The 24,872-nt window shown below is 38.7% G+C and carries 24 protein-coding genes; 13 read left to right on the top strand and 11 right to left on the bottom strand.

The annotated features are described in order from the left end of the window. The 5 genes from mnmG to VIH09_RS06730 all read left to right on the top strand — a co-directional run. Nucleotides 1–1,504, top strand: a 1,504-nt coding sequence (mnmG, locus tag VIH09_RS06750) for a tRNA uridine-5-carboxymethylaminomethyl(34) synthesis enzyme MnmG (RefSeq protein WP_331579187.1), incomplete at its 5' end; no start/stop codon positions are given. A gap of 207 nt (nucleotides 1,505–1,711) precedes the next feature. After that, complete coding sequence (locus VIH09_RS06745; protein ID WP_331579185.1) at nucleotides 1,712–2,560, top strand: class I SAM-dependent methyltransferase; 849 nt, start codon at nucleotides 1,712–1,714, stop codon at nucleotides 2,558–2,560. 245 nt (nucleotides 2,561–2,805) lie between these two features. After that, nucleotides 2,806–3,381, top strand: a complete 576-nt coding sequence (locus VIH09_RS06740) for an OmpH family outer membrane protein (RefSeq protein WP_331579183.1) — start codon at nucleotides 2,806–2,808, stop codon at nucleotides 3,379–3,381. 203 nt (nucleotides 3,382–3,584) lie between these two features. Continuing rightward, nucleotides 3,585–5,858 carry a helix-turn-helix domain-containing protein gene (locus tag VIH09_RS06735; protein ID WP_331579181.1) on the top strand — a complete coding sequence of 758 codons (2,274 nt, stop codon included), beginning with the start codon at nucleotides 3,585–3,587 and terminating at the stop codon, nucleotides 5,856–5,858. 96 nt (nucleotides 5,859–5,954) lie between these two features. Then, nucleotides 5,955–7,181: a multidrug effflux MFS transporter gene (locus tag VIH09_RS06730; RefSeq protein ID WP_331579179.1), complete on the top strand. Its 1,227-nt coding sequence runs from the start codon at nucleotides 5,955–5,957 to the stop codon at nucleotides 7,179–7,181. Nucleotides 7,182–7,441: 260 nt separating this feature from the next. Here the strand turns inward: VIH09_RS06730 and VIH09_RS06725 are convergent, their stop codons facing one another. Beyond that, nucleotides 7,442–8,377: an SPOR domain-containing protein gene (locus VIH09_RS06725; protein ID WP_331579177.1), complete on the bottom strand. Its 936-nt coding sequence runs from the start codon at nucleotides 8,375–8,377 to the stop codon at nucleotides 7,442–7,444. A gap of 103 nt (nucleotides 8,378–8,480) precedes the next feature. Between VIH09_RS06725 and dprA the strand changes: the two genes are divergently transcribed. Beyond that, nucleotides 8,481–9,581 (top strand): DNA-processing protein DprA, encoded by a 1,101-nt coding sequence (gene dprA / locus VIH09_RS06720; protein WP_331579175.1) that lies wholly within the window; start codon nucleotides 8,481–8,483, stop codon nucleotides 9,579–9,581. 56 nt (nucleotides 9,582–9,637) lie between these two features. On the opposite strand, the gene trpS is transcribed toward dprA, so the two are convergent. Next, a complete protein-coding gene (gene trpS / locus VIH09_RS06715; protein ID WP_331579173.1) occupies nucleotides 9,638–10,615 on the bottom strand; it encodes a tryptophan--tRNA ligase in 978 nt (325 codons plus the stop codon). A 138-nt stretch (nucleotides 10,616–10,753) separates the two neighbouring features. Between trpS and VIH09_RS06710 the strand changes: the two genes are divergently transcribed. Beyond that, nucleotides 10,754–11,512 carry a lysophospholipid acyltransferase family protein gene (locus tag VIH09_RS06710; protein WP_331579171.1) on the top strand — a complete coding sequence of 253 codons (759 nt, stop codon included), beginning with the start codon at nucleotides 10,754–10,756 and terminating at the stop codon, nucleotides 11,510–11,512. 62 nt (nucleotides 11,513–11,574) lie between these two features. On the opposite strand, the gene recA is transcribed toward VIH09_RS06710, so the two are convergent. The 4 genes from recA to VIH09_RS06690 all read right to left on the bottom strand — a co-directional run bounded on the left by recA (nucleotide 11,575) and on the right by VIH09_RS06690 (nucleotide 14,864). Continuing rightward, entirely contained in the window at nucleotides 11,575–12,582 is a 1,008-nt protein-coding gene (gene recA / locus VIH09_RS06705; RefSeq protein WP_331579190.1) for a recombinase RecA, read from the bottom strand. 192 nt (nucleotides 12,583–12,774) lie between these two features. Continuing rightward, entirely contained in the window at nucleotides 12,775–13,284 is a 510-nt protein-coding gene (locus VIH09_RS06700; protein WP_331579169.1) for an acyl-CoA thioesterase, read from the bottom strand. A 43-nt stretch (nucleotides 13,285–13,327) separates the two neighbouring features. Continuing rightward, nucleotides 13,328–13,711 carry a DoxX family membrane protein gene (locus VIH09_RS06695; RefSeq protein WP_331579167.1) on the bottom strand — a complete coding sequence of 128 codons (384 nt, stop codon included), beginning with the start codon at nucleotides 13,709–13,711 and terminating at the stop codon, nucleotides 13,328–13,330. A gap of 4 nt (nucleotides 13,712–13,715) precedes the next feature. After that, nucleotides 13,716–14,864: a DNA polymerase III subunit delta' gene (locus VIH09_RS06690; RefSeq protein ID WP_331579165.1), complete on the bottom strand. Its 1,149-nt coding sequence runs from the start codon at nucleotides 14,862–14,864 to the stop codon at nucleotides 13,716–13,718. Between the two features lie 283 nt (nucleotides 14,865–15,147). Between VIH09_RS06690 and VIH09_RS06685 the strand changes: the two genes are divergently transcribed. From VIH09_RS06685 to VIH09_RS06675, 3 genes are all read left to right on the top strand, one after another. Continuing rightward, nucleotides 15,148–16,335: a phosphoglycerate kinase gene (locus tag VIH09_RS06685; RefSeq protein ID WP_331579163.1), complete on the top strand. Its 1,188-nt coding sequence runs from the start codon at nucleotides 15,148–15,150 to the stop codon at nucleotides 16,333–16,335. A 191-nt stretch (nucleotides 16,336–16,526) separates the two neighbouring features. Continuing rightward, nucleotides 16,527–17,504, top strand: a complete 978-nt coding sequence (locus tag VIH09_RS06680; RefSeq protein ID WP_331579161.1) for a DUF4837 family protein — start codon at nucleotides 16,527–16,529, stop codon at nucleotides 17,502–17,504. A gap of 32 nt (nucleotides 17,505–17,536) precedes the next feature. After that, entirely contained in the window at nucleotides 17,537–17,983 is a 447-nt protein-coding gene (locus VIH09_RS06675) for a GNAT family N-acetyltransferase (RefSeq protein WP_331579159.1), read from the top strand. On the opposite strand, the gene VIH09_RS06670 is transcribed toward VIH09_RS06675, so the two are convergent. The 3 genes from VIH09_RS06670 to VIH09_RS06660 all read right to left on the bottom strand — a co-directional run bounded on the left by VIH09_RS06670 (nucleotide 17,984) and on the right by VIH09_RS06660 (nucleotide 20,948). Further along, nucleotides 17,984–18,790 (bottom strand): OmpA family protein, encoded by an 807-nt coding sequence (locus tag VIH09_RS06670; RefSeq protein ID WP_331579157.1) that lies wholly within the window; start codon nucleotides 18,788–18,790, stop codon nucleotides 17,984–17,986. It abuts the gene before it with no gap. Between the two features lie 4 nt (nucleotides 18,791–18,794). Further along, complete coding sequence (locus VIH09_RS06665) at nucleotides 18,795–20,432, bottom strand: S41 family peptidase (protein WP_331579155.1); 1,638 nt, start codon at nucleotides 20,430–20,432, stop codon at nucleotides 18,795–18,797. A gap of 102 nt (nucleotides 20,433–20,534) precedes the next feature. Beyond that, nucleotides 20,535–20,948 carry a ribonuclease P protein component gene (locus VIH09_RS06660; protein WP_331579153.1) on the bottom strand — a complete coding sequence of 138 codons (414 nt, stop codon included), beginning with the start codon at nucleotides 20,946–20,948 and terminating at the stop codon, nucleotides 20,535–20,537. Between the two features lie 125 nt (nucleotides 20,949–21,073). On the opposite strand from VIH09_RS06660, the gene VIH09_RS06655 reads away from it, so the two are divergent. From VIH09_RS06655 to VIH09_RS06645, 3 genes are all read left to right on the top strand, one after another. Further along, nucleotides 21,074–21,808, top strand: a complete 735-nt coding sequence (locus tag VIH09_RS06655) for a lysophospholipid acyltransferase family protein (protein WP_331579151.1) — start codon at nucleotides 21,074–21,076, stop codon at nucleotides 21,806–21,808. 10 nt (nucleotides 21,809–21,818) lie between these two features. Further along, nucleotides 21,819–22,805: an acyl-ACP desaturase gene (locus VIH09_RS06650; protein WP_331579149.1), complete on the top strand. Its 987-nt coding sequence runs from the start codon at nucleotides 21,819–21,821 to the stop codon at nucleotides 22,803–22,805. A gap of 95 nt (nucleotides 22,806–22,900) precedes the next feature. After that, nucleotides 22,901–23,554, top strand: a complete 654-nt coding sequence (locus tag VIH09_RS06645) for an HD domain-containing protein (RefSeq protein ID WP_331579147.1) — start codon at nucleotides 22,901–22,903, stop codon at nucleotides 23,552–23,554. A 60-nt stretch (nucleotides 23,555–23,614) separates the two neighbouring features. On the opposite strand, the gene VIH09_RS06640 is transcribed toward VIH09_RS06645, so the two are convergent. Together VIH09_RS06640 and VIH09_RS06635 are read right to left on the bottom strand one after the other, a co-directional pair. After that, nucleotides 23,615–24,016 carry a hypothetical protein gene (locus tag VIH09_RS06640; RefSeq protein ID WP_331579145.1) on the bottom strand — a complete coding sequence of 134 codons (402 nt, stop codon included), beginning with the start codon at nucleotides 24,014–24,016 and terminating at the stop codon, nucleotides 23,615–23,617. 191 nt (nucleotides 24,017–24,207) lie between these two features. After that, nucleotides 24,208–24,872 (bottom strand): enoyl-CoA hydratase/isomerase family protein (locus tag VIH09_RS06635; protein WP_331579143.1); only part of this gene is annotated, 665 nt, incomplete at its 5' end.

Here is a 24,872-nt window from a genome sequence, read left to right as displayed (position 1 = left end):
GGTGCAAGGGTTAATTATCGAAGGCGGAAAAGTCAAGGGAATTCGTACCTCGCTCGGAATCGAAATCAAGGCCAAGTCTGTCGTGTTGACTAACGGTACTTTCCTGAATGGTTTGATCCATATCGGGGAAAAACAATTCGGTGGTGGTAGAGCGGGAGAAAGTGCCGCTTACGGAATCACCGAAGATTTAGTTAATGCCGGTTTTGAATCGGGCAGGATGAAAACCGGAACGCCTCCCAGGGTGGATGGACGTTCTTTGGATTTCTCCAAAATGAACGAGGAGAAGGGTGATGCCAAACCGGATAAATTTTCTTATTCTGATTTGACAATACCTTTGATTCACCAGAGATCTTGTCATATGACTTATACGTCGTTGGATGTGCATGACATTTTGAGAGAAGGTTTCGACCGTTCCCCGATGTTCAATGGTCGTATCAAAAGCATGGGGCCAAGATATTGCCCGTCGATTGAAGACAAGATAAATCGGTTTGCGGATAAGGAAAGGCATCAGCTGTTCATAGAGCCGGAAGGTTGGAAGACCTGTGAGGTTTATGTGAATGGTTTTTCGACTTCTCTTCCTGCAGACATACAGTATAAAGCGATGAAATCCGTTGCCGGATTTGAAAACGTGAAGTTTCTTCGCGCGGGTTACGCCATCGAGTATGATTACTTTCCGCCAACGCAATTGAAACATACTTTAGAAACAAAGTTAGTTGAAGGATTATATTTTGCCGGTCAAATAAACGGAACAACAGGATACGAAGAGGCGGCTTCCCAGGGATTGATGGCAGGAATCAACGCGCATTTAAAAGTGCACGAAAAAGCGCCTTTGATTCTTAAAAGAGACGAAGCTTATATCGGAGTTTTAATTGATGACTTAATTACCAAAGGAACAGAAGAGCCATATAGAATGTTCACTTCTCGTGCAGAATACAGAACGCTATTGCGTCAGGATAATGCCGACTTTAGGTTGACGCCAATGGGTCATGAAATAGGCTTGGCTTCGGAGAAACGTTTACGCCGCATGGAGCATAAATTGAAGGAGTCTGAAAAAATGGTTTCCTTTTTTAGAGAAACGAGCGTGTCGGTTGCAGAGGCTAATCCAATATTAGAATCGAAAGAAACAGCACTGATTTCTCAAGGGGATAAATTGTTCAAGGTCTTCTCTCGTCCGCAAATTGATTTGGAGGATGTGATGAAATTCGAAAAAGTGAAAATGTATATCGAAGAGAATGATGTGGACCAGGAAATTTTGGAGCAAGCGGAAATCCAAGTTAAGTATTCAGGTTATATCGAGAAGGAACGTAACAATGCAGATAAGTTGACGCGACTGGAAGACGTGAAAATCCCAGAGGATTTTGATTACCATAAAATCAAATCAATGTCTATTGAGGCAAAACAAAAGTTGAGCAAAATTAGACCGATAACCATTTCCCAAGCGTCAAGGATAAGCGGAGTTTCTCCGAGCGATGTTTCAGTGTTGTTGATTTACATGGGAAGGTAAGGTGGTGTTCAGCGAAACAGTTTATCGTATTCTTGTTAATTGTAAAAAGATCAATCACGATATATTTTATTGTTCCACGTGAAACTACGCTCGAAAGCCTTGTTATTATTGAATAGTTTTAAAAATAAATAAATTATAACCCTGAACGTATTTTACATACTTTTGGGGTTTGGTTTTAAAAACATAAATAGCACATAATTTAATCAAATGGACATTTCAAATAAAAAACATTTTCTTACCGTAAAAGACCATTCCGTTTCTAAAGAAACATTTGATTTGTACCATGACGAAACATTGGATATGTTGGTAACCTATCCTCAACCCAGTTTGGAGAACCTAGGTAAGTATTACGAAAGTGTAGATTACATTTCGCATACTGACAGTAAAAGATCCTTGTTTGAAAAAGCGTACCACTTTGTAAAAAGCATAGCGTTAAAAAACAAATTGAACCTGATCAATTCGCTTCAACCGAACAAAGGATGGATTTTGGACATTGGTGCTGGAACAGGAGATTTTTTATCTGTTGCAAAGCAAAATGGTTGGCAGACAATAGGAGTGGAGCCAAGCGAAAAAGCAAAAGCGATAGCCTTAAAAAAAGAAGTCTCATTTGTTGAAGATACAGCCGAATTAGAAAATCATTCTTTTGATGTAATTACCATGTGGCATGTTTTAGAACATGTACCAAATTTGGATAATCAGATAAAGGAGTTGAAACGATTATTAAAACCAAACGGTTCGTTGATTGTGGCGGTTCCAAATTTTAAATCTTTCGACGCAAAATATTATGGTGCTTTTTGGGCGGCCTACGATGTGCCGATTCATTTTTGGCATTTTTCCAAAAATGCCATACAAGCCCTTTTTGAAAAAGAAGGCATGCAGTTGGAAAAAGTGCTTCCTATGAAATTTGATTCCTTTTATGTGAGCTTGCTTTCTGAAAAGTACAAATCTGGGAAAATGAATTTTGTAAAGGCATTTTTTATTGGTTTACGTTCAAACTGGAAAGCAAAACGCAATTTTGAATATTCATCACATATTTACGTGCTAAAAAACAAGTAAAAACGATTTTAAGGCACTTTTAAAGGTTGTTTTTCGCTTTGAATGCGGATTACGTGTCCGTTTTGCAGAAATAAGCCCATTTAAGCGCTAAGGAAGTCAATTTTTATAAATTCAAATTATGACTTGTGCTTTTTCAATAGCAAAACCTAATAGTATAAATAAATGGTAAATTTCAAACTTTTTGAGGATACTATCTATTTTTTTCTATTTTTGTTCTAAACACTTTAAATTACAAATAAACCAAAATGAAAAAAGTATTATTAATTATCGCAATTTCTATTTCAGTTGTTGCCTGTAACAAAACTGCAGAAGTTAAAGAAGTAAAAACAGCTTACGTAGATACTTCGGTATTAATGAAAGAATATACAGAGGCCAAAGATCTAGAAGCAAAATATAAAGCGCAGTCTGAAGAAAAAGGAAGACAACTGGAAGCAGAAATAAAACGTTTCAAGCAAGACGCTGCTAACTTTCAATCTCAAGCACAGGCAAACGGTCAAGAGTGGGCTCAGAAAAGAGGAGCTGAATTGCAAAAAAGAGAGCAACAATTGAGTTATGCCCAACAAGCTTTGGCGCAACAATTGCAACAAGATAGCGGAACTGAAATGGATACTTTAGTAAGCGGTGTAAAAAAATTCATCAAAGCCTACGGAAAAGAAAAAGGATACTCTTATATCTATGGTACAGGAGATGCTGCTTCAGTTTTATATGCTGAAGAAAAATATGACATCACAAAAGATATCGTGAAAGCTTTAAACGACAAATACAAAGCTTCTGCGAAAACAGAAGATAAAGTAGAAGAAAAAGCGGAAGAGAAAAAATAAATCTTCCCCATTTTTTATAATCATAACAATGCCTTCATTCTGCTTTTAGAGTGAAGGCATTGTTATTTTTCGTCTTTTATATTTTGACCCGTTACCGTTTTGGGAACCATAAAAAAGGTACTTTTACGGAACTTTAATTCAACCCAAATTTAGGTTAGATATAGAGTCATTCACACGCTATTTCTCTTTAATTTATTTGCCCAATGCAAGCCATATCCGAAGCCGCAGAGTATACGTTACAATTTATCAATCAAACACAACGGTCTATTTTCCTGACAGGGAAAGCCGGTACTGGAAAGACCACGCTGTTGCGCGAAATCATAGCGACAACCCATAAGAATACCGTTGTGGTGGCTCCCACTGGAATTGCCGCGTTAAACGCTGGCGGCGTGACGATTCATTCCATGTTTCAATTGCCTTTTGGCGGTTTTATCCCTTCGTTTAATGTCGAATCCCAATTCACGGAAACGGTAAAATTCGAATCAAAGGATACCTTGCGCAGACATTTTAAAATGGGTGGCCTTAAGAAATCAGTTATTCGAAACATGGAATTGCTCATCATTGATGAAGTGAGTATGCTTCGCGCCGATTTGTTGGATGCCATGGATTACATGATGCAGACGGTAAGAAAGAAGGCAACGCCTTTCGGCGGAGTGCAAGTTTTGTTTATAGGAGATTTATTACAGTTGCCTCCGGTGATTCGGGATGAAGAATGGCGAACGCTGCGTGCGTATTACAAGGGTAAATTCTTTTTTCATTCGCATGTTGTTCAACAGAACCCGCCTTTGTATATTGAACTGTCCAAGATATTCCGCCAGTCGGATTCCACCTTTATTTCTGTTTTGAATAATTTACGGAACAATCAAATCTCTACGGAAGACATCCAGGTGTTGAACAAATATGTCAAACCGGATTTTGATTTAAAGGCGAATAAAGGATATATAACCCTGACTACACATAATGCCAAAGCGGATACAATGAACTCGCAGGCTTTACATGATTTGAAGGGAGAATTGATTACTTATAAACCGGATATTGTAGGCGATTTTCCCGAAAAAATATTTCCAATAGAAGAGCAATTAAAACTTAAGATAGGGGCGCAGGTCATGTTTATGAAAAACGACCCATCAGTTGATAAGAATTATTTCAACGGGAAGATGGGAATCATCAAGTCGCTGTCGAGCCAGGAAATCCTTGTCCATTTTCCCGAGGAAGACAAGACTATCGAAGTGGAGAAATACGAATGGCAAAACATCCGTTACAAGATCGATCAGGCGACAAAGGAAATTGAGGAAGAAATTTTGGGGACTTTTGTACATTATCCGATCAAGCTGGCTTGGGCAATTACGGTCCATAAAAGCCAGGGACTTACTTTTGACAAAGCAGCAATCGACGTTTCGCAGGTTTTTATGCCAGGACAGGCATATGTGGCTTTATCGCGTTTGCGATCGTTAGAAGGGCTTGTATTGCTCTCTCCGTTGCGCATGAACGGCATTTCTAACGACCAGGACGTGATGGATTATTCGCTGAATAAGGCCTCAGAGGAACTGTTGAAGAATTCGCTGCATTTCGAAACCAAAAATTTCATCCATAATTACCTGATTAACAGCTTTGATTGGGCTGATTTGGCACAGGAATGGCGCAACCACAAATTCAGTTATTCTGAAAAATCAGAAAGCTCCGAAAAATCGAAACATTCCGTTTGGGCTTCCAAACAGTTGACCGCTATTGATTCGCTAATGGATCCTTCCAAAAAATTCATTCATCAGCTCAATAAAATATTCAACTCTGAAACGGTCGATTTGATACATGTATCCGAAAGGATTGAAGCTGCTTTCAGCTATTTCTTGAAGCCAATGGACGATTTGGTTTTTGAAATCCTATGGAAACTCGAGGAGGTGAAGCGCATCAAGAAAGTGAAGGCATTTTATGACGAACTGATCGTATTGGAAGAATTGCAGACCAAAGCCGTTTTGCGATTGATGAAAGCCAAATTGCTGATTGAGACCGTTGTGGCCGGAGAACCTATTTCGAAAGAAAAATTGACTTCTGATGAAATAAAAAAATACCTAACAAGAAAAACCGAGGCGATCCAAAATCAGTTCAAGAAAGTGCATGTCACCCTGATTGAAGACGAAAAAGACCTGGAACGGTATACTGCAAAGAAAAAAACGGATAGTAAAGCGCCCAAAAAATCGACTGTGGAGATAACCTATGAACTATGGTTGGACAAGAATTCTATCCAGGATATTGCGACCATCAGAAAGTTGACCACTCAAACCATCGAAAGCCATCTGGTGAAGCTGATCCAATCCAAAAAAGTGAGCGTTCAGGACATATTGCCGCAAGACAAAATCAAGCAATTGGCAGAAGCCTTCAAGCATTACAAAGAAGAATCACTGACGGCTATGAAAGAGCAATTTGGCGAAAAATATACTTGGGACGAACTGAGAATGTTCAAGGCAAGTTTGAATTAGTTTGTAGGTTAGGCTGTATCTGAAACGGCATGATTTAAGATTCTTGGATTCCAAGAAGACAACGCTGAAACCAATTCAAAATCTTATTTTTGCCAGATGCAAAGAAATATTAGGACCTCCCAATTTGAGTTTGTCGCGCTTATGGCTTCACTAATGTCTGTGGTGGCATTAGCGATCGATGCTTTATTGCCGGCACTAGAAATTATCGGTATAACGATTGGTACTATAAATGTCGTTGATAACCAACTGCTCATCACAATGATCTTTCTTGGACTTGGGTTTGGTCCGTTAGTTTGGGGTCCGCTTTCAGATAGTTTAGGGAGAAAGCCGATGGTATACATGGGCTTTGGCTTATTTATTTTCGCCAGCTTTATCTGTGTAAATGCCATGAGTTTAGAGATGATGGTTTTGGGGAGAATCCTACAAGGGATAGGCCTTTCGGCTCCCAGAACCATAAGTATTGCAATAATTCGTGATATGTATAGCGGGGACTATATGGCCCGCATCATGTCATTTGTCACGGTTGTCTTTATCCTCGTTCCTGTGGTTGCTCCAGCCTTGGGCAAATTTGTGCTTGATTACTACAACTGGCATGGGATTTTCTACATTCAGGTAGCGATTAGCATACTGGTTTCGTTCTGGTTTTGGAAACGACAACCGGAGACTTTATCTATTGACAACAAGAAAATTTTTTCCTCAAAAGGATTTGTCGGGGAGTTTAAAGAATTGCTGAAATTTAAAAAAACCATTGGTTTCACCGTTATTTCAGGCTTTATTACTGGATCTTTTATGGTGTACCTGAGTAGTTCACAACAAATATTTCAGAATCAATATGATCTAAAGGAAGAGTTTCCATACATTTTTGCGGGACTGGCAATAGCAATAGGTGCAGCTGTTTTTCTAAATGGCGTACTGGTATTAAAATACGGAATGGAAAGATTAATTACCGTAGCCCTTTTTTCTTTCTTTGTGGTTTCTGCGACCTACGTTGCCATGTTTTATAACACGCCTAACCCAGATGTTCGTGTTTTGTTGCTCTTTTTTGCGCTACAATTTTTTAGTATTGGTTTCCTTTTCGGAAATGTGCGCGCCATGGCTATGCAACCTGTTGGACATATTGCGGGGATTGCGGCGGCGGTTACCGGTTTTATTTCTACCATTATGGCTGTGCCTATCAGTATCTACATTGGCCGATTTATTTCAGATACAGCATTGCCACTATTTGTTGGTTTTTCTATATGCGCGGCCTTGGCACTTAGTTTGCTTATTTATTTAAAAATGGACGAAAGTCGATCCAATATATCTTCCGAAAACAGAAAGTGATGGTTTGAATAGTGTAGCAGCCCATTTCAAGCCCAGGGAACAGTTATTTTGCCCTAAAACAACCTAATGCGTGTTTAGCAGCTTATCGAGCAGTAGGTGGACTAAAACCGATTCAAAAAAAGGTTTTGTTACTGTTGCGTCCTCGGTAGCTATCGAAAGCCAAGGGAGACACAGCGTATAGCTAGAAATAGCTTCTAAAAAAACACCCCCAAACAGCTATTCGCTTTTTGGGGGCATTCTAAACCAAAATGGTTGTTATCTTATAACGATTCAATCAAAAGCCAAGCTTCTGGATTGTCCTTTTCTTGAATTTCTTTTTTTGCCTTGTCCGCTTCCGTAAAAGTGGCGTAGCTGCCGTACAATACAGGAAACAATCCGTATTTGTTAGGGGCAATTCGTTTGGCCTTGTATCCTAATTTGGATAGGCGTTCAAATATTTTTTGTGCGTTTTTCTCTTCTCTAAATGCTCCCGCCACCACGTGATAGGACATTTTGCTTTCTTTTACTGAAAGGGTAACCGCCGGCAATGGGTTTTTTATGAAGAAGGTTGCTTCCTGAATTTTGTTTTGTACCTGTTTCTGAACGGCAGTTTCAACAAGAACAGTTTCTGAGGCAATTTGGTTTTGGTAAACAGAGTAACCAACGCTTCCGGTTAAACCAAGTCCCAATATGAAAATTGCGGCATATCTTAAATAAGAATTTCCTGTTCTTTCTTCTGTATCTAAAGAGATCACTTTACTCTCTGCAAGCGCTTCCATTTTTTGTTCGAAGATTTCTCTTTTAACGACAGGAGAGACAAATGAAGTTAAACCAAATGAACTCGACAAGTAATTGGTCTGATCAATTGGAGTGAAAACCAAATTACCATCGGCATTCAGGCAAATATCACCAATGTTCTTAATGCTAAACATCCCGTTTGCCTCAAGTGCTTTTCTCCAGCTTAAAACTTCATATTGAATTGCACTTACAGCATAATCATAGGATGTCTTTTCGGATTGTGCAATATGATTGGCTAAGAGCCCATCGTTGTTTTTCAAATTGGCATTGAAAGAAATCAGTTTTTTTGGAGGAAAAAACGAATTTGCGCTTTCAACCCATTGAGCCGATTGGATTTCTGTCAAAAATGCGCCGAAACCTGGAACGGTAACACATTGATAACGATATAATAGCTGAGCGATGTATGGTTGGATGTTCATGTATACAAAGTTATACAAGCAAATAAGTTATCAAAGATTTATTCACAATTTTTATTAACAATTGACATAATAATTTTATACATTTCAGAAACAATTATTTAGGATGACTGAACAGGATTTATTTTATCTATTGTCCTTGAAAAGGATCGACGGCGTTGGCGACATCATGGCCAAGAAACTGCTGACGCATTGCGGTTCAGCCGAAGCCGTTTTTAAAACCAAAACATCACAGTTGGCTGCAATTGACGGGGTAGGTTCGATGTTGATGAAAAGCCTGAAAGACAAATCCGTTTTCGAAAAAGCCAATCTCGAGTTGGAGTTCATCAAATCCAATGATATTAATGCAGTTTATTTTCAGGAAGAAAAATACCCGGACCGCTTGAAGCACTGCATTGACGGACCGCTTTTATTGTTCACCTCAGGGAATATCGATTTAAAAAACCGAAAAATAATCACCATTGTGGGCACGCGCCAAATCACGTCGTACGGAACGGAGTTTTGCAGAAAGCTGATTGAAGATATCGCACCGCTGGACCCCATAATCGTTAGCGGTTTTGCGTATGGAGTAGATATCGTGGCGCATCAATTGGCCATGGAATACAATCTGCAGACTATCGGTGTGCTTGCGCACGGGCTGAACCAGATTTATCCTAAAATGCATAAAAGATATGTCGGCAAAATGGAAGAGAACGGCGGTTTCATGACCGAGTTCTGGAGTTCTTCGAATCCCGACAAGGAAAACTTCGTAAGAAGAAACCGAATCGTGGCGGGAATGTCTGAAGCAACCATAGTAATCGAATCGGCTGATCGTGGTGGTTCCCTTATTACGGCAAACATGGCCAATGATTACAACCGCGATGTTTTTGCCGTTCCGGGTCGCGTTACCGACAAATACAGCCAAGGCTGCAACAACCTGATAAAAACCCAAAAAGCTAATGTGCTCACCAGCGCCGCCGACTTAGTTTACATCCTGAATTGGGACATCCAGAAGGAAACGAAACCCGTCCAGAAACAGTTGTTTGTGACTCTAGAGGACGATGAACAAAAAGTATATGATTATCTTCTAAAAACTGGTAAGGAACTAATGGATATCATCGCTTTGCGTTGTGATTTTCCCATTTATAAAATCTCGGGAATGCTCTTGAATATGGAATTGAAAGGTGTGGTACGGCCATTGCCGGGGAAAATGTTTGAGGCTATTTAAAAGAAAACCCCTTTCCATATTGACTGGAAAAGGGTTTGATAATTTTGATTATGAAATTAAACGGTTTCAAAGCCTAATTTTTCCCTCACTCTGGATAATACCCCATTAGCAACAATAGACGCTTTCTCTGCACCTATTTTAAGCAGGGCATCCACTTCGGGAAGGTTATTCATGTAATAATTGTATTTTTCTCTTTCGGTCTTGAATGTTTCGGTTATCAATTCAAACAAGGCTTGTTTAGCGTGACCGTAACCGTAATTTCCGCCCAAATAATTGGAAGTCATAACTACTAATTGTTGGTCATTGGCCAATAATTTATAGAGGGCAAATGCATTACAGGTCTCCGGATTTTTAGGATCTTCGAGAGGAGTGCTGTCAGTCTCGATTCCCATTATTTGCTTGCGCAATGCTTTGTCGTCCAGGAATATATTGATGATATTATTAGCAGATTTACTCATTTTTCCACCGTTTGTTCCCGGAATCAACTTGCTGTCTTTCTGAATCTTTGCTTCTGGTATGACGAAAGTTTCACCCATTTGGTGGTTGAATCTTGAGGCCACATCACGCGTGATTTCCAGATGTTGCAGTTGGTCTTTGCCTACCGGAACCAATTGTGCGTCGTAAAGTAAAATATCGGCGGCCATTAGCATCGGGTAGGAAAACAATCCGGCATTTACATCTTCAAGTCTGTCCGCTTTGTCTTTGAATGAATGGGCAAGGGTCAGTCGTTGGAAAGGGAAAAAACAGCTCAAATACCAAGACAATTCCGCCGTTTGCGGCACGTCAGATTGTCTATAAAAAACAACCTTGTTTACATCCAAACCGCAGGCTAGCCAAGCGGCAGCGGTACTATATGTATTGGTTCTTAAAAGTTCTCCATTTTTTATCTGTGTAATCGAATGCAAGTCGGCAATAAAAAGGAAAGATTCGTTTTTAGGATCGTTAGATAATTCGATCGCAGGAATTATCGCCCCAAGCAAGTTCCCCAAGTGTGGTGTTCCTGTGCTTTGGACACCGGTAAGTATTTTCGCCATTATGATTTTTTTCTGAACCGCAAAGTTCGCAAAGATTTTCGCAAAGCTCGTACGGTTTTATGTTTTTATACTAGTAATTATTTCCCAAATTTAATTGTTTTTAATAAAAGTAGCATAGGATTCCCTATTTTTGAACTCATGAGAGGAATAAAAATTGTTTTTTGGACTTTGTGGCGCGTTTGGTTTTATGTTCTTATGGCAATCCCTATATTGGTTATGTTTCCTTTTTTGGTCGCCTCCATTCTTTCCGAAAAAGGATATCCTTATTTCTTTAAAATGGCCAGAATTTGGGCTAAATGCATTCTCTTCGGGATGGGTTTTCACTATAAAATAGACAGGGCTCAAGTTTTAGAATCCGATAAAAGCTATATGATTGTCGCTAATCACACTTCGATGGCCGATATCATGTTGATGTTAGCGGTGGTCCAAAACCCGTTCGTTTTTGTAGGTAAGCAAGAGTTGGGCAAGATTCCTTTGTTTGGTTTTTTCTATAAAAGGACCTGCATTTTGGTCGATCGGGGTTGTTCTAAAAGCCGAATGGAAGTGTTCAATCAGGCACAAAAAAGAATCAACAGAGGTTTGAGTGTTTGTATTTTCCCTGAAGGCGGAGTTCCCGATGACGAATCTATTGTACTGGATACATTTAAAGATGGAGCATTTCGTCTGGCCCTTGACCATCAAATTCCGATTGTTCCCATTACGTTTGGCGACAACAAAAAAAGGTTTTCTTATACCTTTTTCAGCGGCAGTCCAGGAGTTATGAGAGTCAAAATTCATCAGCAAGTGGAGACTTCTACTAAAACAGGATCAGACAGGAAAGCAATTCGCGAGGAGGTAAGAGAGGTCGTTTATTCTCAATTGTTGGATTATGAAAAAAAGGACAGTGAAAAAAAGTAGGCACTTAAATAAAATGGTTATATAAAAAAAGAGTTGGCCTAAGCCAACTCTTTTTTTTAGTATTATGCTTCTGCTAGTTCTTTAATTCTAGTTTTAATTTTAACTTCAAGTTCATCCGCTAGTTCCGGATTGTCCTTTATCAAAGACTTAACCGCATCACGGCCTTGCCCTAATTTGGTCTCACCGTAACTGAACCACGATCCTGCCTTTTTGATGATTTCAAACTCAACGGCTAAATCCAAAATCTCTCCTGTTTTTGAAATACCTTCTCCATACATGATGTCGAATTCGGCAATTTTGAAAGGCGGCGCTACCTTGTTTTTCACCACTTTTACTTTGGTTCTGTTTCCAAGTACGCTGTCTCCATCTTTAATTTGAGTGGAACGACGTATGTCTAAACGTACCGAAGCGTAAAACTTCAGCGCATTTCCACCGGTTGTAGTCTCTGGGTTTCCGAACATTACCCCGATTTTCTCTCTTAATTGGTTGATGAAGAATACGGTACAATTTGTTTTGCTGATTGTTCCCGTTAGTTTTCTTAAGGCTTGCGACATTAAACGCGCATGAAGACCCATTTTAGAATCTCCCATTTCGCCTTCAATCTCACTTTTTGGAGTCAGTGCAGCAACCGAGTCAATAACGACAATGTCAATCGCTCCGGAACGAATCAAGTTTTCAGCAATTTCTAATGCTTGCTCCCCATTGTCCGGCTGAGAAATGATTAGGTTTTCGATATCGACACCTAATTTCTCCGCATAATTTCTGTCGAACGCATGTTCTGCATCTATAAAAGCGGCAATTCCGCCCGCTTTTTGAGCTTCAGCAATGGCATGAAGCGTCAAAGTGGTCTTTCCGGACGATTCCGGGCCGTATATCTCTATGATTCTCCCTCTTGGATACCCATTAACCCCAAGGGCTAAATCGATTCCTAAAGAGCCCGAAGAAATGGTTTCCACTTCTACAATGGCTTTATCTCCCATTTTCATCACTGTTCCTTTCCCGTAGGTTTTGTCCAGTTTGTCAAGGGTCAGTTGTAATGCTTTTAATTTGGCTTCTTTCTCTGTACTCATCTTCTCTTTTACCTTTTCTTTCATTTATATTATTTTATAACCGTAAACAACTGGCAGTATGGACATTTTATCCCCAAAAAATCAATTGTATATTGAATCTATGTTTCGTAAAAATACTTCTTTTTTTAATGTAAATTTTCTCTTTTGAGAATTTTTAAACCACAACAATAAACAAAAAGTGAATTGTGCTTATTACATGAACAGAGCCTTCAATTCCGTGGCGTCTGAGGGCTTAATTTTTCCCGCTAAAAGCAGACTGAGTTGTTTGCGTCTTAACGCAGCGTCAAAACGTTGTTTTTCCAGTTCGGTTTCTGGGATTATTTGAGGCACTTCAACCGGTCTACCGGTATCATCAACCGCCACAAATGTATATATAGCCTCATTGGCTTTGGTCTTATTACCGGACTCTCTGTCTTCTACCCAAATGTCTATAAAGATTTCCATTGAACTCTTGAAAGCTCTGGAAACTTTGGCTTCCACAGTGACTACGCTTCCCAAAGGAATGGCTCTATTGAAGGCCACGTGATTCACGGATGCCGTAACCACAATTCTTCTGGAATGTCTTCTCGCGGCAATGCTCGCGGCACGATCCATACGGGCCAGTAGTTCGCCCCCAAAAAGATTATTCAAAGGATTTGTTTCACTTGGTAAAACTAAATCGGTCAATGTTGTTAGGGATTCGGAAGGATGTTTTGGTGTCATTTTGTTAGTCAATGTAATTACTGTTAGTTTTAATTCTGTCTTTTTAATTTAGCCAATAAACGGCCATTACTGCAGGCATAAAATAAATAACGATGGTTCTTGCCCCATCGTAATCTTTAGCCAGTCTTTGTCCAAAAAGCAACATCAGTAAGGTGATACATGAAAAAACCGCCCCATAAAAACCAAACAATCTACCATTGTTAATCAGCAATTCTATACAGCCTACGATGCACAAAATACCTGAAATTAGTTCCAGAACCAAAATGTGCAACAAGGCCAACGGCACAAGGTTTTTCAAAGGCGTTTTGGCAAAATGGCCTTTTAGCCACTCGACATTGTCTTTCCAGTAAAACAGCTTGTCGTAGCCAGACTGTAGAAATGTGATCGCTAAAAAGACTAAAATTAAAATGGATGCAACGTTGTTCATATGGTTATTTTTTATGGATTAAGCGCGTTAATTTTATGGACAAATCGGTTAAAATGATTTTTGCGTTTCCGTTGCGTTCCACGTGATACATGGCATCCGAGAGTTCCTTGAAAATGTCATGAATATTATTGCCATTAACGAATGGCGCAAAATTCTCCAGTTTGAATTTGTCCACTTTGGGTTCAAAGTAAACCAAACTTTTGGTTTCATAATTAATCAATAAAGCCTGACGGAACATTTCGATGCAAAATTCCAGAAATTTCTTTTGCGTTTCTCTTCCAAGGCTTGCAATTTTTTCGCTCCATAGTATTAAATCTTGAATGGCGGCTGCATTTCCTTTGGCCTTGAAAGCGGCTCGAACCCAGGTTACAAACCATTGCTCAAAAGGAAACTCGTCATTGTCATCGTGAAGTAAATGTAAGGCAATATTGTAATTACCCTGCGCCTGGTGCGCTATTTTTGCCGCTAATTTTGGGTCAACTTGTTCACGCGAAACCAAAGCCTCCGCTATGATGGGTTCGCTTAGTCCATTGAAATGCAATATCTGACAGCGGGAACGAATGGTTTGAATAATATCTTCTTCATTTTCGGAAATCAAGATAAAAACCGTTTTTTCTGGCGGCTCCTCCAGCAGTTTTAGTAACTTATTGGAAGCGGCAATATTTAATTTATCGGCCATCCAGACAATCATTATTTTGTAACCGCCTTCGTATGATTTTAAAGACAATGATTTTAAAATTTCCTGCGCATCATCGACTCTTATCTCGCCCTGCTTGTTCTGAACGCCCAAAATGGCATACCAGTCAAACAAGCCCCCGTAAGGGTTTTGAGAAACAAATTTTCTCCAATCAACAATGAAGTCAATGCTTTTTGGGTTCTTCTTCACTTCTTCAGTCGTTACCGTTGGGTAGGCAAAGTGTAAATCGGGATGTGATGTTTTCTGGAATTTTAGGTTGCAGGCCTCATTAGGACCCGAGTTTTCGCCGTTCTGATTGCCGCACAAAATGTACTGTGAATAGGCAATCGCCATAGCTAAAGTACCGCTTCCTTCGGGGCCAACAAATAATTGTGCATGAGGGATTCTGCCCAATTCTGCACTTTTTGTCAGATGATTTTTAATGTGTTCTTGCCCTAAAATTTTAGAAAATTGCATGAAGCAAAGATATAAGAAAATGGTTCAGTCTAAAATTTTCAACGGCAAACTTTGCTTAAATGCAGCTGCAAATTGACATAAAATTTCTTTTTGATTTTAAAAGGGGATTACACCGTCTTTTTTGAAAATAATTCGACATAAATAATAATAAATTAAATTATATGTCGAATTACAACGATTTCGTTGATTAAAAGCAGTTTTTTTTGATTTATCCGAATTTATTAATAATCTAAAAGTTCTATATTTGTTTTTCTTTCAAAAAAACAATCTAAAAACAGACCCGATGAAGACTTTAAAAGACTTTGACTTTAAAAATAAAAAAGCAATAATACGTGTTGATTTTAACGTTCCCTTGGACGAAAATTTCAATGTGACGGACGCTACGCGTATTGAAGCGGCAAAACCGACTATAGACGCAATTCTTGCCCAAGGGGGAAGCGTAATTTTGATGTCACATTTAGGAAGACCAAAAGGAGTTGAAGAGAAATACTCATTGAAACATATTTTGAAAACAACTTCTGAAGTGCTTGGAGTACCGGTGAAGTTTGCCGTAGATTGTATCGGTGAGGAAGCTAAAAATGCTGCCGCAAATTTGAAAGCGGGAGAAGTTTTGTTGTTGGAAAATTTGAGGTTTCAAAAGGAAGAGGAAGCGGGAGATGTCGCTTTCGCAAAGGAATTGGCTTCACTGGGCGATATTTATGTGAATGACGCTTTTGGAACGGCACATAGAGCGCACGCTTCAACTACAATCATTGCGCAATTTTTCCCAACAGAAAAGTGTTTCGGCTTATTATTGGCCAAAGAAATTGAAAGTTTAAATAAAGTATTAAAAAATAGCGAAAAACCAGTAACGGCTGTCCTTGGCGGATCGAAAGTATCTTCGAAAATCACGGTTATCGAAAACATTCTTGACAAAGTGGACCACATGATTATTGGTGGAGGGATGACCTTTACTTTCGTGAAAGCTTTAGGGGGTAAAATTGGTGAGTCCATTTGTGAGGATGACAAACAAGAATTGGCTTTGGAAATCTTGAGATTGGCCAAAGAAAAAGGAGTTCAGATTCATATTCCCGTAGATGTTGTTGCGGCAGATAATTTTTCAAATACGGCAAACACTAAAATTGTTGATGTAAATGAAATTCCAGACGGATGGCAAGGTCTTGATGCCGGACCAAAATCACTGGCCAACTTCGAAAAAGTGATTATGGAGTCTAAAACGATCCTTTGGAACGGTCCTTTAGGTGTGTTCGAAATGGAAAATTTCGCAAATGGAACTATCGCTCTTGGTAATTATATAGCGGCTTCTACTAAAAATGGCGCATTCTCACTTGTGGGAGGCGGCGATTCGGTTGCGGCAGTAAAACAATTTGGACTAGAAGATAAAATGAGTTACGTATCTACCGGTGGTGGTGCAATGCTTGAAATGCTTGAAGGTAAAGTATTGCCAGGTATAGCCGCAATTCTTGACTAATTACCTCTCCTATTTGAAATTTTTTTAGCAAATCTAATACAGTGGAATAATTTATCTGTTTAGAATTTTTCAGACCTAAAAAATGGAATGATTTTCGCAGGGAAGATGGTAAACCTGGAATGAAGCTAAAAATAGACGGATAATACAATAAACTTCTATAAATTTGGGTTTTATTTTATAATTAAATTATAATGAATAAAGCCCATTTTTTATTTCTTTTTATTTCTTTTTATTTCTTTTCTTGTGCTAAGAAAAACGATGATCTTCCGCGGAAAACAACGGGGAAAATCAATAGTATCTCTGTCATAATTGATGATCAATTGTGGAATGGAGAAATTGGAGACAGCATTCGAAATAAGTTTGCTGCCCCAGTTATTGGCTTGCCTCAGGAGGAACCGCTTTTTACCATAAATCAATATCCGGTTAAACTTATGGAAGGATTCATGACTGACAGCAGAAATATCATTGTGGTCAAAAAAGGAGGTAAAAACAAATTTGTCATAAAGAAAGACCAATATGCGGCTCCCCAAAACGTATTTCATATTACGGGAAAGACCGCGGACGCCATATTAACCATTATACAAAATAATACTTCCGAGATAATTAAAATAATTCGTCAAACAGAGATTGATGAGATCCAAAGGCTAAATAAAAAATCGCTACTCGACCCTAAAACAGTCAACAATAAATTTCATATATCCGTAGATATCCCCTCGAGTTACGAATACATGGTTCAGGGAGATAATTTCATTTGGCTAAAAAAAGAAATAGTAAGCGGGAACACGAGTTTGTTGATTTATCAGGTTCCGATTGAGTCGATTAAAAACAAAGACAATCTGGTTTCAAACATTATAAAAATGCGAGATTCCATCGGCAGGCTTTATATTCATGGAAAAGAACCCGACACGGATATGATCACCGAAGAGGCATATTCTCCTTATTTTTTCAAGATTAAACTGGATGAAAAAGTTGCCTATGAAATGAAAGGAACTTGGGAACTAAAGAATGATTTCATGTCGGGGCCTTTCATCAATTATGCCATTATCGATGAAATAAATGACAGAGTCCTTGTTTTAGAGGGATTCTGCTATTCACCATCAAAAGAAAAAAGGGATATGATGCTTGAATTGGAAGCCATTGTAAAGTCGGTTGCAGTTGGGAAAAAATAACACACGATATTTAAATTAAAAAATAGTAATCCATGGCAATACAATGGAAAATAAAGCCTTTTGAGGCATTATCGGTTAACGAACTGTATGATTTGCTCAAACTGCGAAGCGAGATTTTTGTAGTGGAGCAAAATTGCGTTTATCTTGATCTGGACGGTAAAGACAAGGTCGCATTGCACCTTTACGGTGAGTTTGAAGGCAGCATCGTTGCCCATGCGCGACTTTTTAAAGCAGGTATAAGTTTCGATAACGCTTCAATAGGGCGTGTCGTAGTGGATGCGAATTATCGGGACAGAAAATGGGGACACGATTTAATGCAAGAAGCCATTGCGGGAATTAAACTCCATTATAACGAGAGCAAAATTACCATTGGCGCGCAGTTATACTTGAAAAAATTTTATGAAAGCCATGGTTTTGTACAAATCAGCGAAATGTATTTAGAGGACGATATCCCACATATCGATATGGTACGGGGCTAACTAAATTTTAGTGATCAGAAACTCAACTCTTCTATCAAACTCATCCCCTTTCTCTAAGGGGAATTTATTTCCGCATCCTTTATAGGTCATTCTCAGACTATTTACGTTTTGGGAAATTAGGTACCAGAACACTGTTTTGGCGCGATTAAAAGACAGTTTTCGTTCTTTTGTTGCATTATCGATAGCGTCATTAAAATTGCTCGGGGTACAGCAAACATGACCTCTAATTTCAAATTCAATGTTTTTATTCTTTTGAAGCAGTAAGGCAATTTTATCCAACTCTTCTTTTGAGTTAAAGCTTAGTTCACTGCTTCCTAATGGGAATAGGATATTTTCAAAATAAATGCGATCACCCACAACGTGTTTCTCCTGAATGGAATTGTAAATTCCATTTCTAAAACTATTTTTTTTAACGATAAGCAAATCCACCCGTCTGTTTTTTGAGCGTATTTCTGCTAAATTATCTAGATGGTCATCGGTCAGTATTACACGTCCTTTGCCCTCAATAATCACTATCTTGTTTTTATTGAATCCGTGAGAAGTTAGGATGTTTCGAACGGTTTTGACCCTGTCTTCGGAAAGTTTGTAATTGTAATCATAATTTCCCCTATCGTCGCAATAGCCATAAATCTGCACAGATTCAATTTTGGAAGTGTCCGCCTGAATTATAAAGTCAAGAATTATTTGTTCCTGCTGAGCTTCCAAAGTGTATTTGTCAAAGTCGAAATAAACCGTTTCAACTTTTTTGCTTTGGGCAGAAAGACACCCGAATGATATTAAGGCGATTAACTTAAAATAGTTTAGCATTGGATTAAATCTTCAATATGTTTTTGTATTCCGTGGTATTATTTAAAAGAGTGATCGATTTTTTAATCTCCGAATTGTTTTTTACATAATATTGGTACAAGCCTTCTTGATATTGGTATCGTTTGATGATTTCATCAACAATTAAATTTTTGATTTCTTCTTGATTTGTATCCAATAACGTTTCCTCGCTTTTTTGTAAGGCAGAAAGTAATTGTTGGTATTCTGTGATAATTGTGGCTTCTATTTTTTCTTTTTTGGCCACAGCCAAAGTGTTTTTTAGTGCCAATTCCGTTTCGGTGTCGAAAGAGATATTCTGGGTTTTCAAAAACTGTTTGAAGTTTTGATAATCGGCAGTAGAGAAGTTGGGGATTTGATTACCCAAATTTGGATTTTTAAAATAATAATTGGTTGCATAATTGAATATTCCGTCATTTTTCAACAAAGCGGAGGCTATGGGGCTTAATTTTGACTCGTCAAACTGTAAGTCAGGCAATATGCCGCCACCATCGTAAACGGTTCTACCTTTGCGAGTTTTGAAAGTATTGTAGTTTTTTTCTTCCGTTCTGACCGCAACGCCGTTCCTGTCTTTGTGGGCATAGTCCAATGCTTGTATGCACCTTCCTGAGGGGGTGTAATAGCGGGAAATGGTGACTTTCAGTTGCGTATTGTAAGACATGTCAATCGGTTTTTGCACCAAGCCTTTCCCGAAGCTTCTGCTGCCAACAATGACCGCTCTATCCAAATCTTGCAAGGCTCCCGAAACTATTTCTGATGCCGAAGCACTTTTGCCATCTATTAGGATAACCAATGGAATTTCAGTGTCAACAGGCTCAAAATTTGTCTTATAGGTACTGTTGTGTTTTTCAATTTTCGATTTCGTGGTTACAATAACCTCGTTTTTTGGTACGAAAAGGTTGCAGATATTTATGGCTTCATTGAGTAAGCCTCCAGGGTTTCCCCTTAAATCCAAAATAATTCTTTCGGCACCTTGTCGTTTAAGTTCCTCTAATGCCTGCTTGGTTTCAAGGGATGCCTTCATGTTGAAATGTGACAATACGATATAGCCCGTTTTGTCATCTATTTTGGAGAAAAATGGAACCGATTTTATTGCGACTTCATTGAGGACTATTTCGGCGGTATTTTTTTTATTCTGACGGATGTACCTAACTTCTATTTTGGTGTTTTTTGCCCCTTTCATTAATTGGGAAGCATCATCTTTAAAGTCGGCCAAAATAACATCACCAATTTGCACAATTTCATCCCCGGCCTTAAGCCCAGCCTTATCCGCTGGGAAAGCCTTATAGACTTCTCGTATGATTAATTTGTCTTCTTTTCGGGTAATCAAGGCGCCTATACCGGTGTACTCCCCAGTATTGTTTATTTTGTAATTCACCACTTCCTGTTCGTTAAAATAGACGGTATATGGATCCAGACTGCCCAACATGCCACTAATGGCCTTGTCCATTAATTCTCCGGGATTTGTCTCGTCGACGTAATTGGTGTTTAATTCCTTGAATAGGGTGGTGAAAATTTCTATTTGTTTGGCAATTTCAAAAAAGTCGTTTTTGAAACTGGCGCCTACAAACAGAAATAACGAAGCAATAATGGGGATGATATATTTTTTTTTCAAAAAGGGTATCATAGTGTTTTATTCTTAAATAATAGGCTACTAAATTAGGAATAAATCAGCAATTATGAGAGCATTATGGCATTAATCTTAATTTAGCCCTTTTAGCGCGAGAAACTATTCCGTCTCCGAAATGGTAGGAGTCTCGGATTGGTCTTTTTTCAGGTTCTGAGCAACGAATTTCTCGAACAATTGGATTGTTTTGGTATTGATCTCGTCGTAAGACAAACGGTCTTTAGTTTGGTAAAACAGCATTAAGGCACAAGGCTCCTCCAGATTGTCAATAAGAATGTGTTTGTTAAGCCTGTATGTTTCGCGAAGAATTCGTTTAAAGTAATTGCGGTCCACCGCTTTTTTGAAGTTTTTCTTGGAAACGGAAACCCCCATTTTTATTTTTTGACCGTCACTTAACGAACCGAAATGGTAAACCAATCGCAGCGGATATTTAGACACCGATTTTCCATCGGTAAATAACGATCCGATGGTAATTTTACTTTTCAGTTTTTCGTTTTTTGGATAAGTGAAGTTCATTTCTATATGTGCAGTGCAAAGATTTTAGTGAGCAAAGGTACAATTAAACGCCAAACCTATTATTGTTTGGGATTTAATTAGCCCTAAAAAATATATTCCTTACTTTTGTGACTAATTTTTTAAGCATGGAAAAACTGATTTCGTATCCCATATCTGTAGTGTATTATTTATGTTTTGGTCTTACGTTGGTCGTTTTCCATCCGATTCAGTGGGTTTGTCTCAGATTTTTTGGGTATAATGCTCATAAAGTGAGCGTTGACTATCTTAACTTTTTTTTGTTGAAATGCACGAATCTCTTAGGAACAACCTACAAATTTGAAAATATAGACAGCATACCAAAAGACGTTCCCATAATATTCGTGTCCAATCATCAAAGTCTGTATGATATCATAGCAATGATTTGGTTTTTGCGCAAGTTTCATTGTAAATTTGTGAGTAAAAAGGAACTCGGAAAGGGAATCCCAAGCGTTTCCTTTAATTTGCGTCACGGCGGATCAGCATTGATTGACAGGAAAGATCCTAAACAGGCCATTCCGGAGATTAAAAAATTGGCGGAATACATCGAGAAAAATAAACGTTCGGCAGTCATTTTCCCTGAAGGGACTCGAAGTAAAACGGGTAAGCCAAAGACATTTGCACAAAGCGGATTGAAGATATTATGTAAGCATGCGCCGTCAGCTTATGTGGTCCCAATAAGCATAAACAATTCTTGGAAAATGGTTAAACATGGATTTTTTCCGCTAGGTTTGGGAAATCGCCTTACCTTTGTAATACATAAGCCATTAGCGGTTAGCGAATTTGATTTTGAGGAGTTGATCCAGAAGGCAGAAAGTGAAGTAGTAAAAGGAATAAAATTTTAATTTATATAAAATGTCAATAAAAAATATTCGATTAGAGGTTATGCAGTTTTTGGAAAAAGACGTTGATAACTATGTTGATCAGTTTTTAATACCAGTTGAAAAAATTTGGCAACCAACCGATTTTTTACCCAATTCAGAAAGTGATAGTTTTTTTGATGAGGTTAAGGAATTGCGCGAAATTGCGAAAGATTTGCCTTATGATTTCTGGGTGACTCTAGTGGGTGACACGATCACCGAAGAAGCCTTGCCTACCTATGAATCATGGTTAATGGACGTGGATGGTGTTGATAACGTGGAAAGAAACGGCTGGTCTAAATGGATCAGACAATGGACTGGGGAGGAAAATCGTCATGGGGATTTATTGAATAAATACTTGTATTTGTCCGGACGTGTTAACATGCGTGAAATTGAAATGACCACACAACATCTCATCAATGACGGATTTGATATCGGTACAGGAAGAGATCCATATAAAAATTTCGTGTACACCAGTTTTCAGGAGTTAGCCACTTACGTTTCTCACAATAGAGTAGCTCAAATGGCCAAGAAATACGGAGACAACAAATTGTCTAAAATGTGCAAGATGATTGCCGGTGACGAAATGCGCCATCATCATGCTTACAGTGAATTTGTGAACAGAATTTTTCAGGTCGACCCTAGCGAAATGATGCTTGCTTTTCAATACATGATGAAGCAAAAAATCGTTATGCCAGCTCATTTCTTGAGAGAATCGGGGCAAAAGATAAGTACCGCGTTCGAACAGTTTTCTGATTCTGCGCAACGAATCGGAGTTTACACGGCAGCTGACTATATAGACATCATGCAAAAATTGATGGACAAATGGCAAATTGATAAGATTACCGGCTTGACGGACGAAGCGGAAAAAGCCAGAGATTACCTTATGAAATTACCGGGAAGAATGGCTAGAATATCTGAAAGAATGGTGATTCCTCAAGAATCTCATATTTTTAAATGGGTGGAGCCGGCAAGACTTTAGTCATTCAAGGATTAAAATAATAGTAAACAATATCAAGTGTTGGTTTTTGGGGTTTAAAATCTTCGAAAATCAACATTTTTTTTAAATTATAGGAAATGAACAACACAGACATAATCAGTAAGACGATCACTTTCGTGAAAAATAAATTGGATGATGCCGAAGGCGGGCATGACTGGTTTCATATCGAAAGAGTCTATAAAAATGCGATGCTGATTGCCCAAAACGAGGTTTGTGACTTAACAATTGTAAAATTAGGGGCTTTACTCCATGATATTGCCGACAGCAAATTTAATGGTGGAGACGAATCAGTGGGGCCTAGAACCGCCAGAACATTTCTCGAGTTGGAGAATGTCGAGCAGGCAACGATTGACCATGTGGTAAAAATCATTGAAAATATTTCCTATAAGGGAGGCAAGGTCGAAAGAACTTTCAGCTCATTAGAATTGGATATTGTCCAGGACGCGGATCGTTTAGATGCATTGGGAGCCATCGGAATCGCAAGGACGTTCAATTATGGGGGTTTTAAGAACAGAGCGCTCTACGACCCTAAAATCGCGCCAAACACTAAGATGACCAAGGAAGAGTATAAAAATAATGAGGCGCCCACGCTGAATCATTTTTATGAGAAGTTATTGCTGCTGAAAGATAAAATGAATACCGAATCAGGAAAACTGATTGCGAAGGAAAGACACCGCTATATGGAAGGTTTCTTGTGTCAGTTTTATGCGGAATGGGACGGGGAAAAATAGAACGTTTTTGTAGTAGAGACGCGCTGCAGTGCGTCTCTACAAACGAGAATCAATTGGATTTTAAATAATACCCTTTTCTTTCATTTCAATGATGACATCCGATGCATGTTTAAAAGTAGGAGCTTGCTCAATAATGCTTGCTACCCTTTTTTTATTGAGTTTGAAAGTGATGTCATTTTCTGTCGTAAACAACAAGGCTGTCAAAAAAGGATTGTTCAAATATGGAGTCAGAACTAAAAAGGCCTCGTCCAAGGAGTGGAAACTCTCAATTTCTTCTGTTTTGTAACGAGCTGTAAGGGAAAGACTAAAAACATCGTTCTCCAGTAGAATGGGACGTACGTAGATGTTTTTCAATTCAGTATCACCAATGGTTTTGGCCAGGGTCAATTTAGCGTAAGTGCCTTTTTTGATACTTTCTTTCACTCTTTCCCAAAATTGAACGAATACAGGTTGAAAAGACATAATCATAATTTTTAATGGTTGAATTATTCCCTAGCAGGAGTTTGCAAAATTAGGTTTTGTAAGTCAAAATAGCCGACTTATAAATAAAAAATTTACCTGATGAATAATCTTTGGGTTTTTTTAAAAAAACAACTGCAGATTCCTTGATTTTGTAATCGTGGAATCTGCAGTTATGTAAGAAATTAAATGTTCTATTCTCCTGTAAAGACGGCTTTTCTTTTTTCCAAAAAGGCAGTTGTTCCCTCCTTGAAGTCTTCGGTACCAAAACATTTACCAAAGGATTTTATTTCGGTCTCAAAACCATTTTCACCATCTTTATAGTTAGCGTTGATTGACTTTATGGCACTACTTATGGCCAATGGGGAGTTTCTCATTATTTTTTGGGCAATTCCGTTGCAGTAAGCGAGCAGTTCTTCTTGAGGAACGACATGATTCACCAACCCCATTCTGTAGGCATCATCTGAAGCAACCATTCCTGCGGTCATTATCATCTCCATAGCGCGTCCTTTTCCAATTAATTGCGGCAAACGTTGTGTTCCGCCATAACCGGGAATAACTCCTAAAGACACTTCTGGCAAGCCCATTTTGGCATTGTCAGAGGCGATTCTAAAATGGCAGGCCATCGCCAATTCCAGTCCACCGCCAAGTGCAAATCCGTTTACGGCAGCAATCACTGGTATCTTTAGGTTTTCAACAAAATTAAATAAGATGTCCTGTCCTTGTGCTGCTAATTGTACACCTTCTTCGACCGAAAACCCAGAAAATTCAGCAATATCAGCTCCGGCCACGAATGCTTTTTCGCCGCTACCGGTCAAAATGATCACTCGGGTATCATAGTTCTTTTCCAACTCTTGGA

Origin of the sequence: Flavobacterium sp., from assembly GCF_036515215.1 — a bacterium.
Taxonomy (GTDB): domain Bacteria; phylum Bacteroidota; class Bacteroidia; order Flavobacteriales; family Flavobacteriaceae; genus Flavobacterium.
Note: the sequence above shows the minus strand (reverse complement) of the source record. Positions and strands in the feature narration are given on the sequence as shown.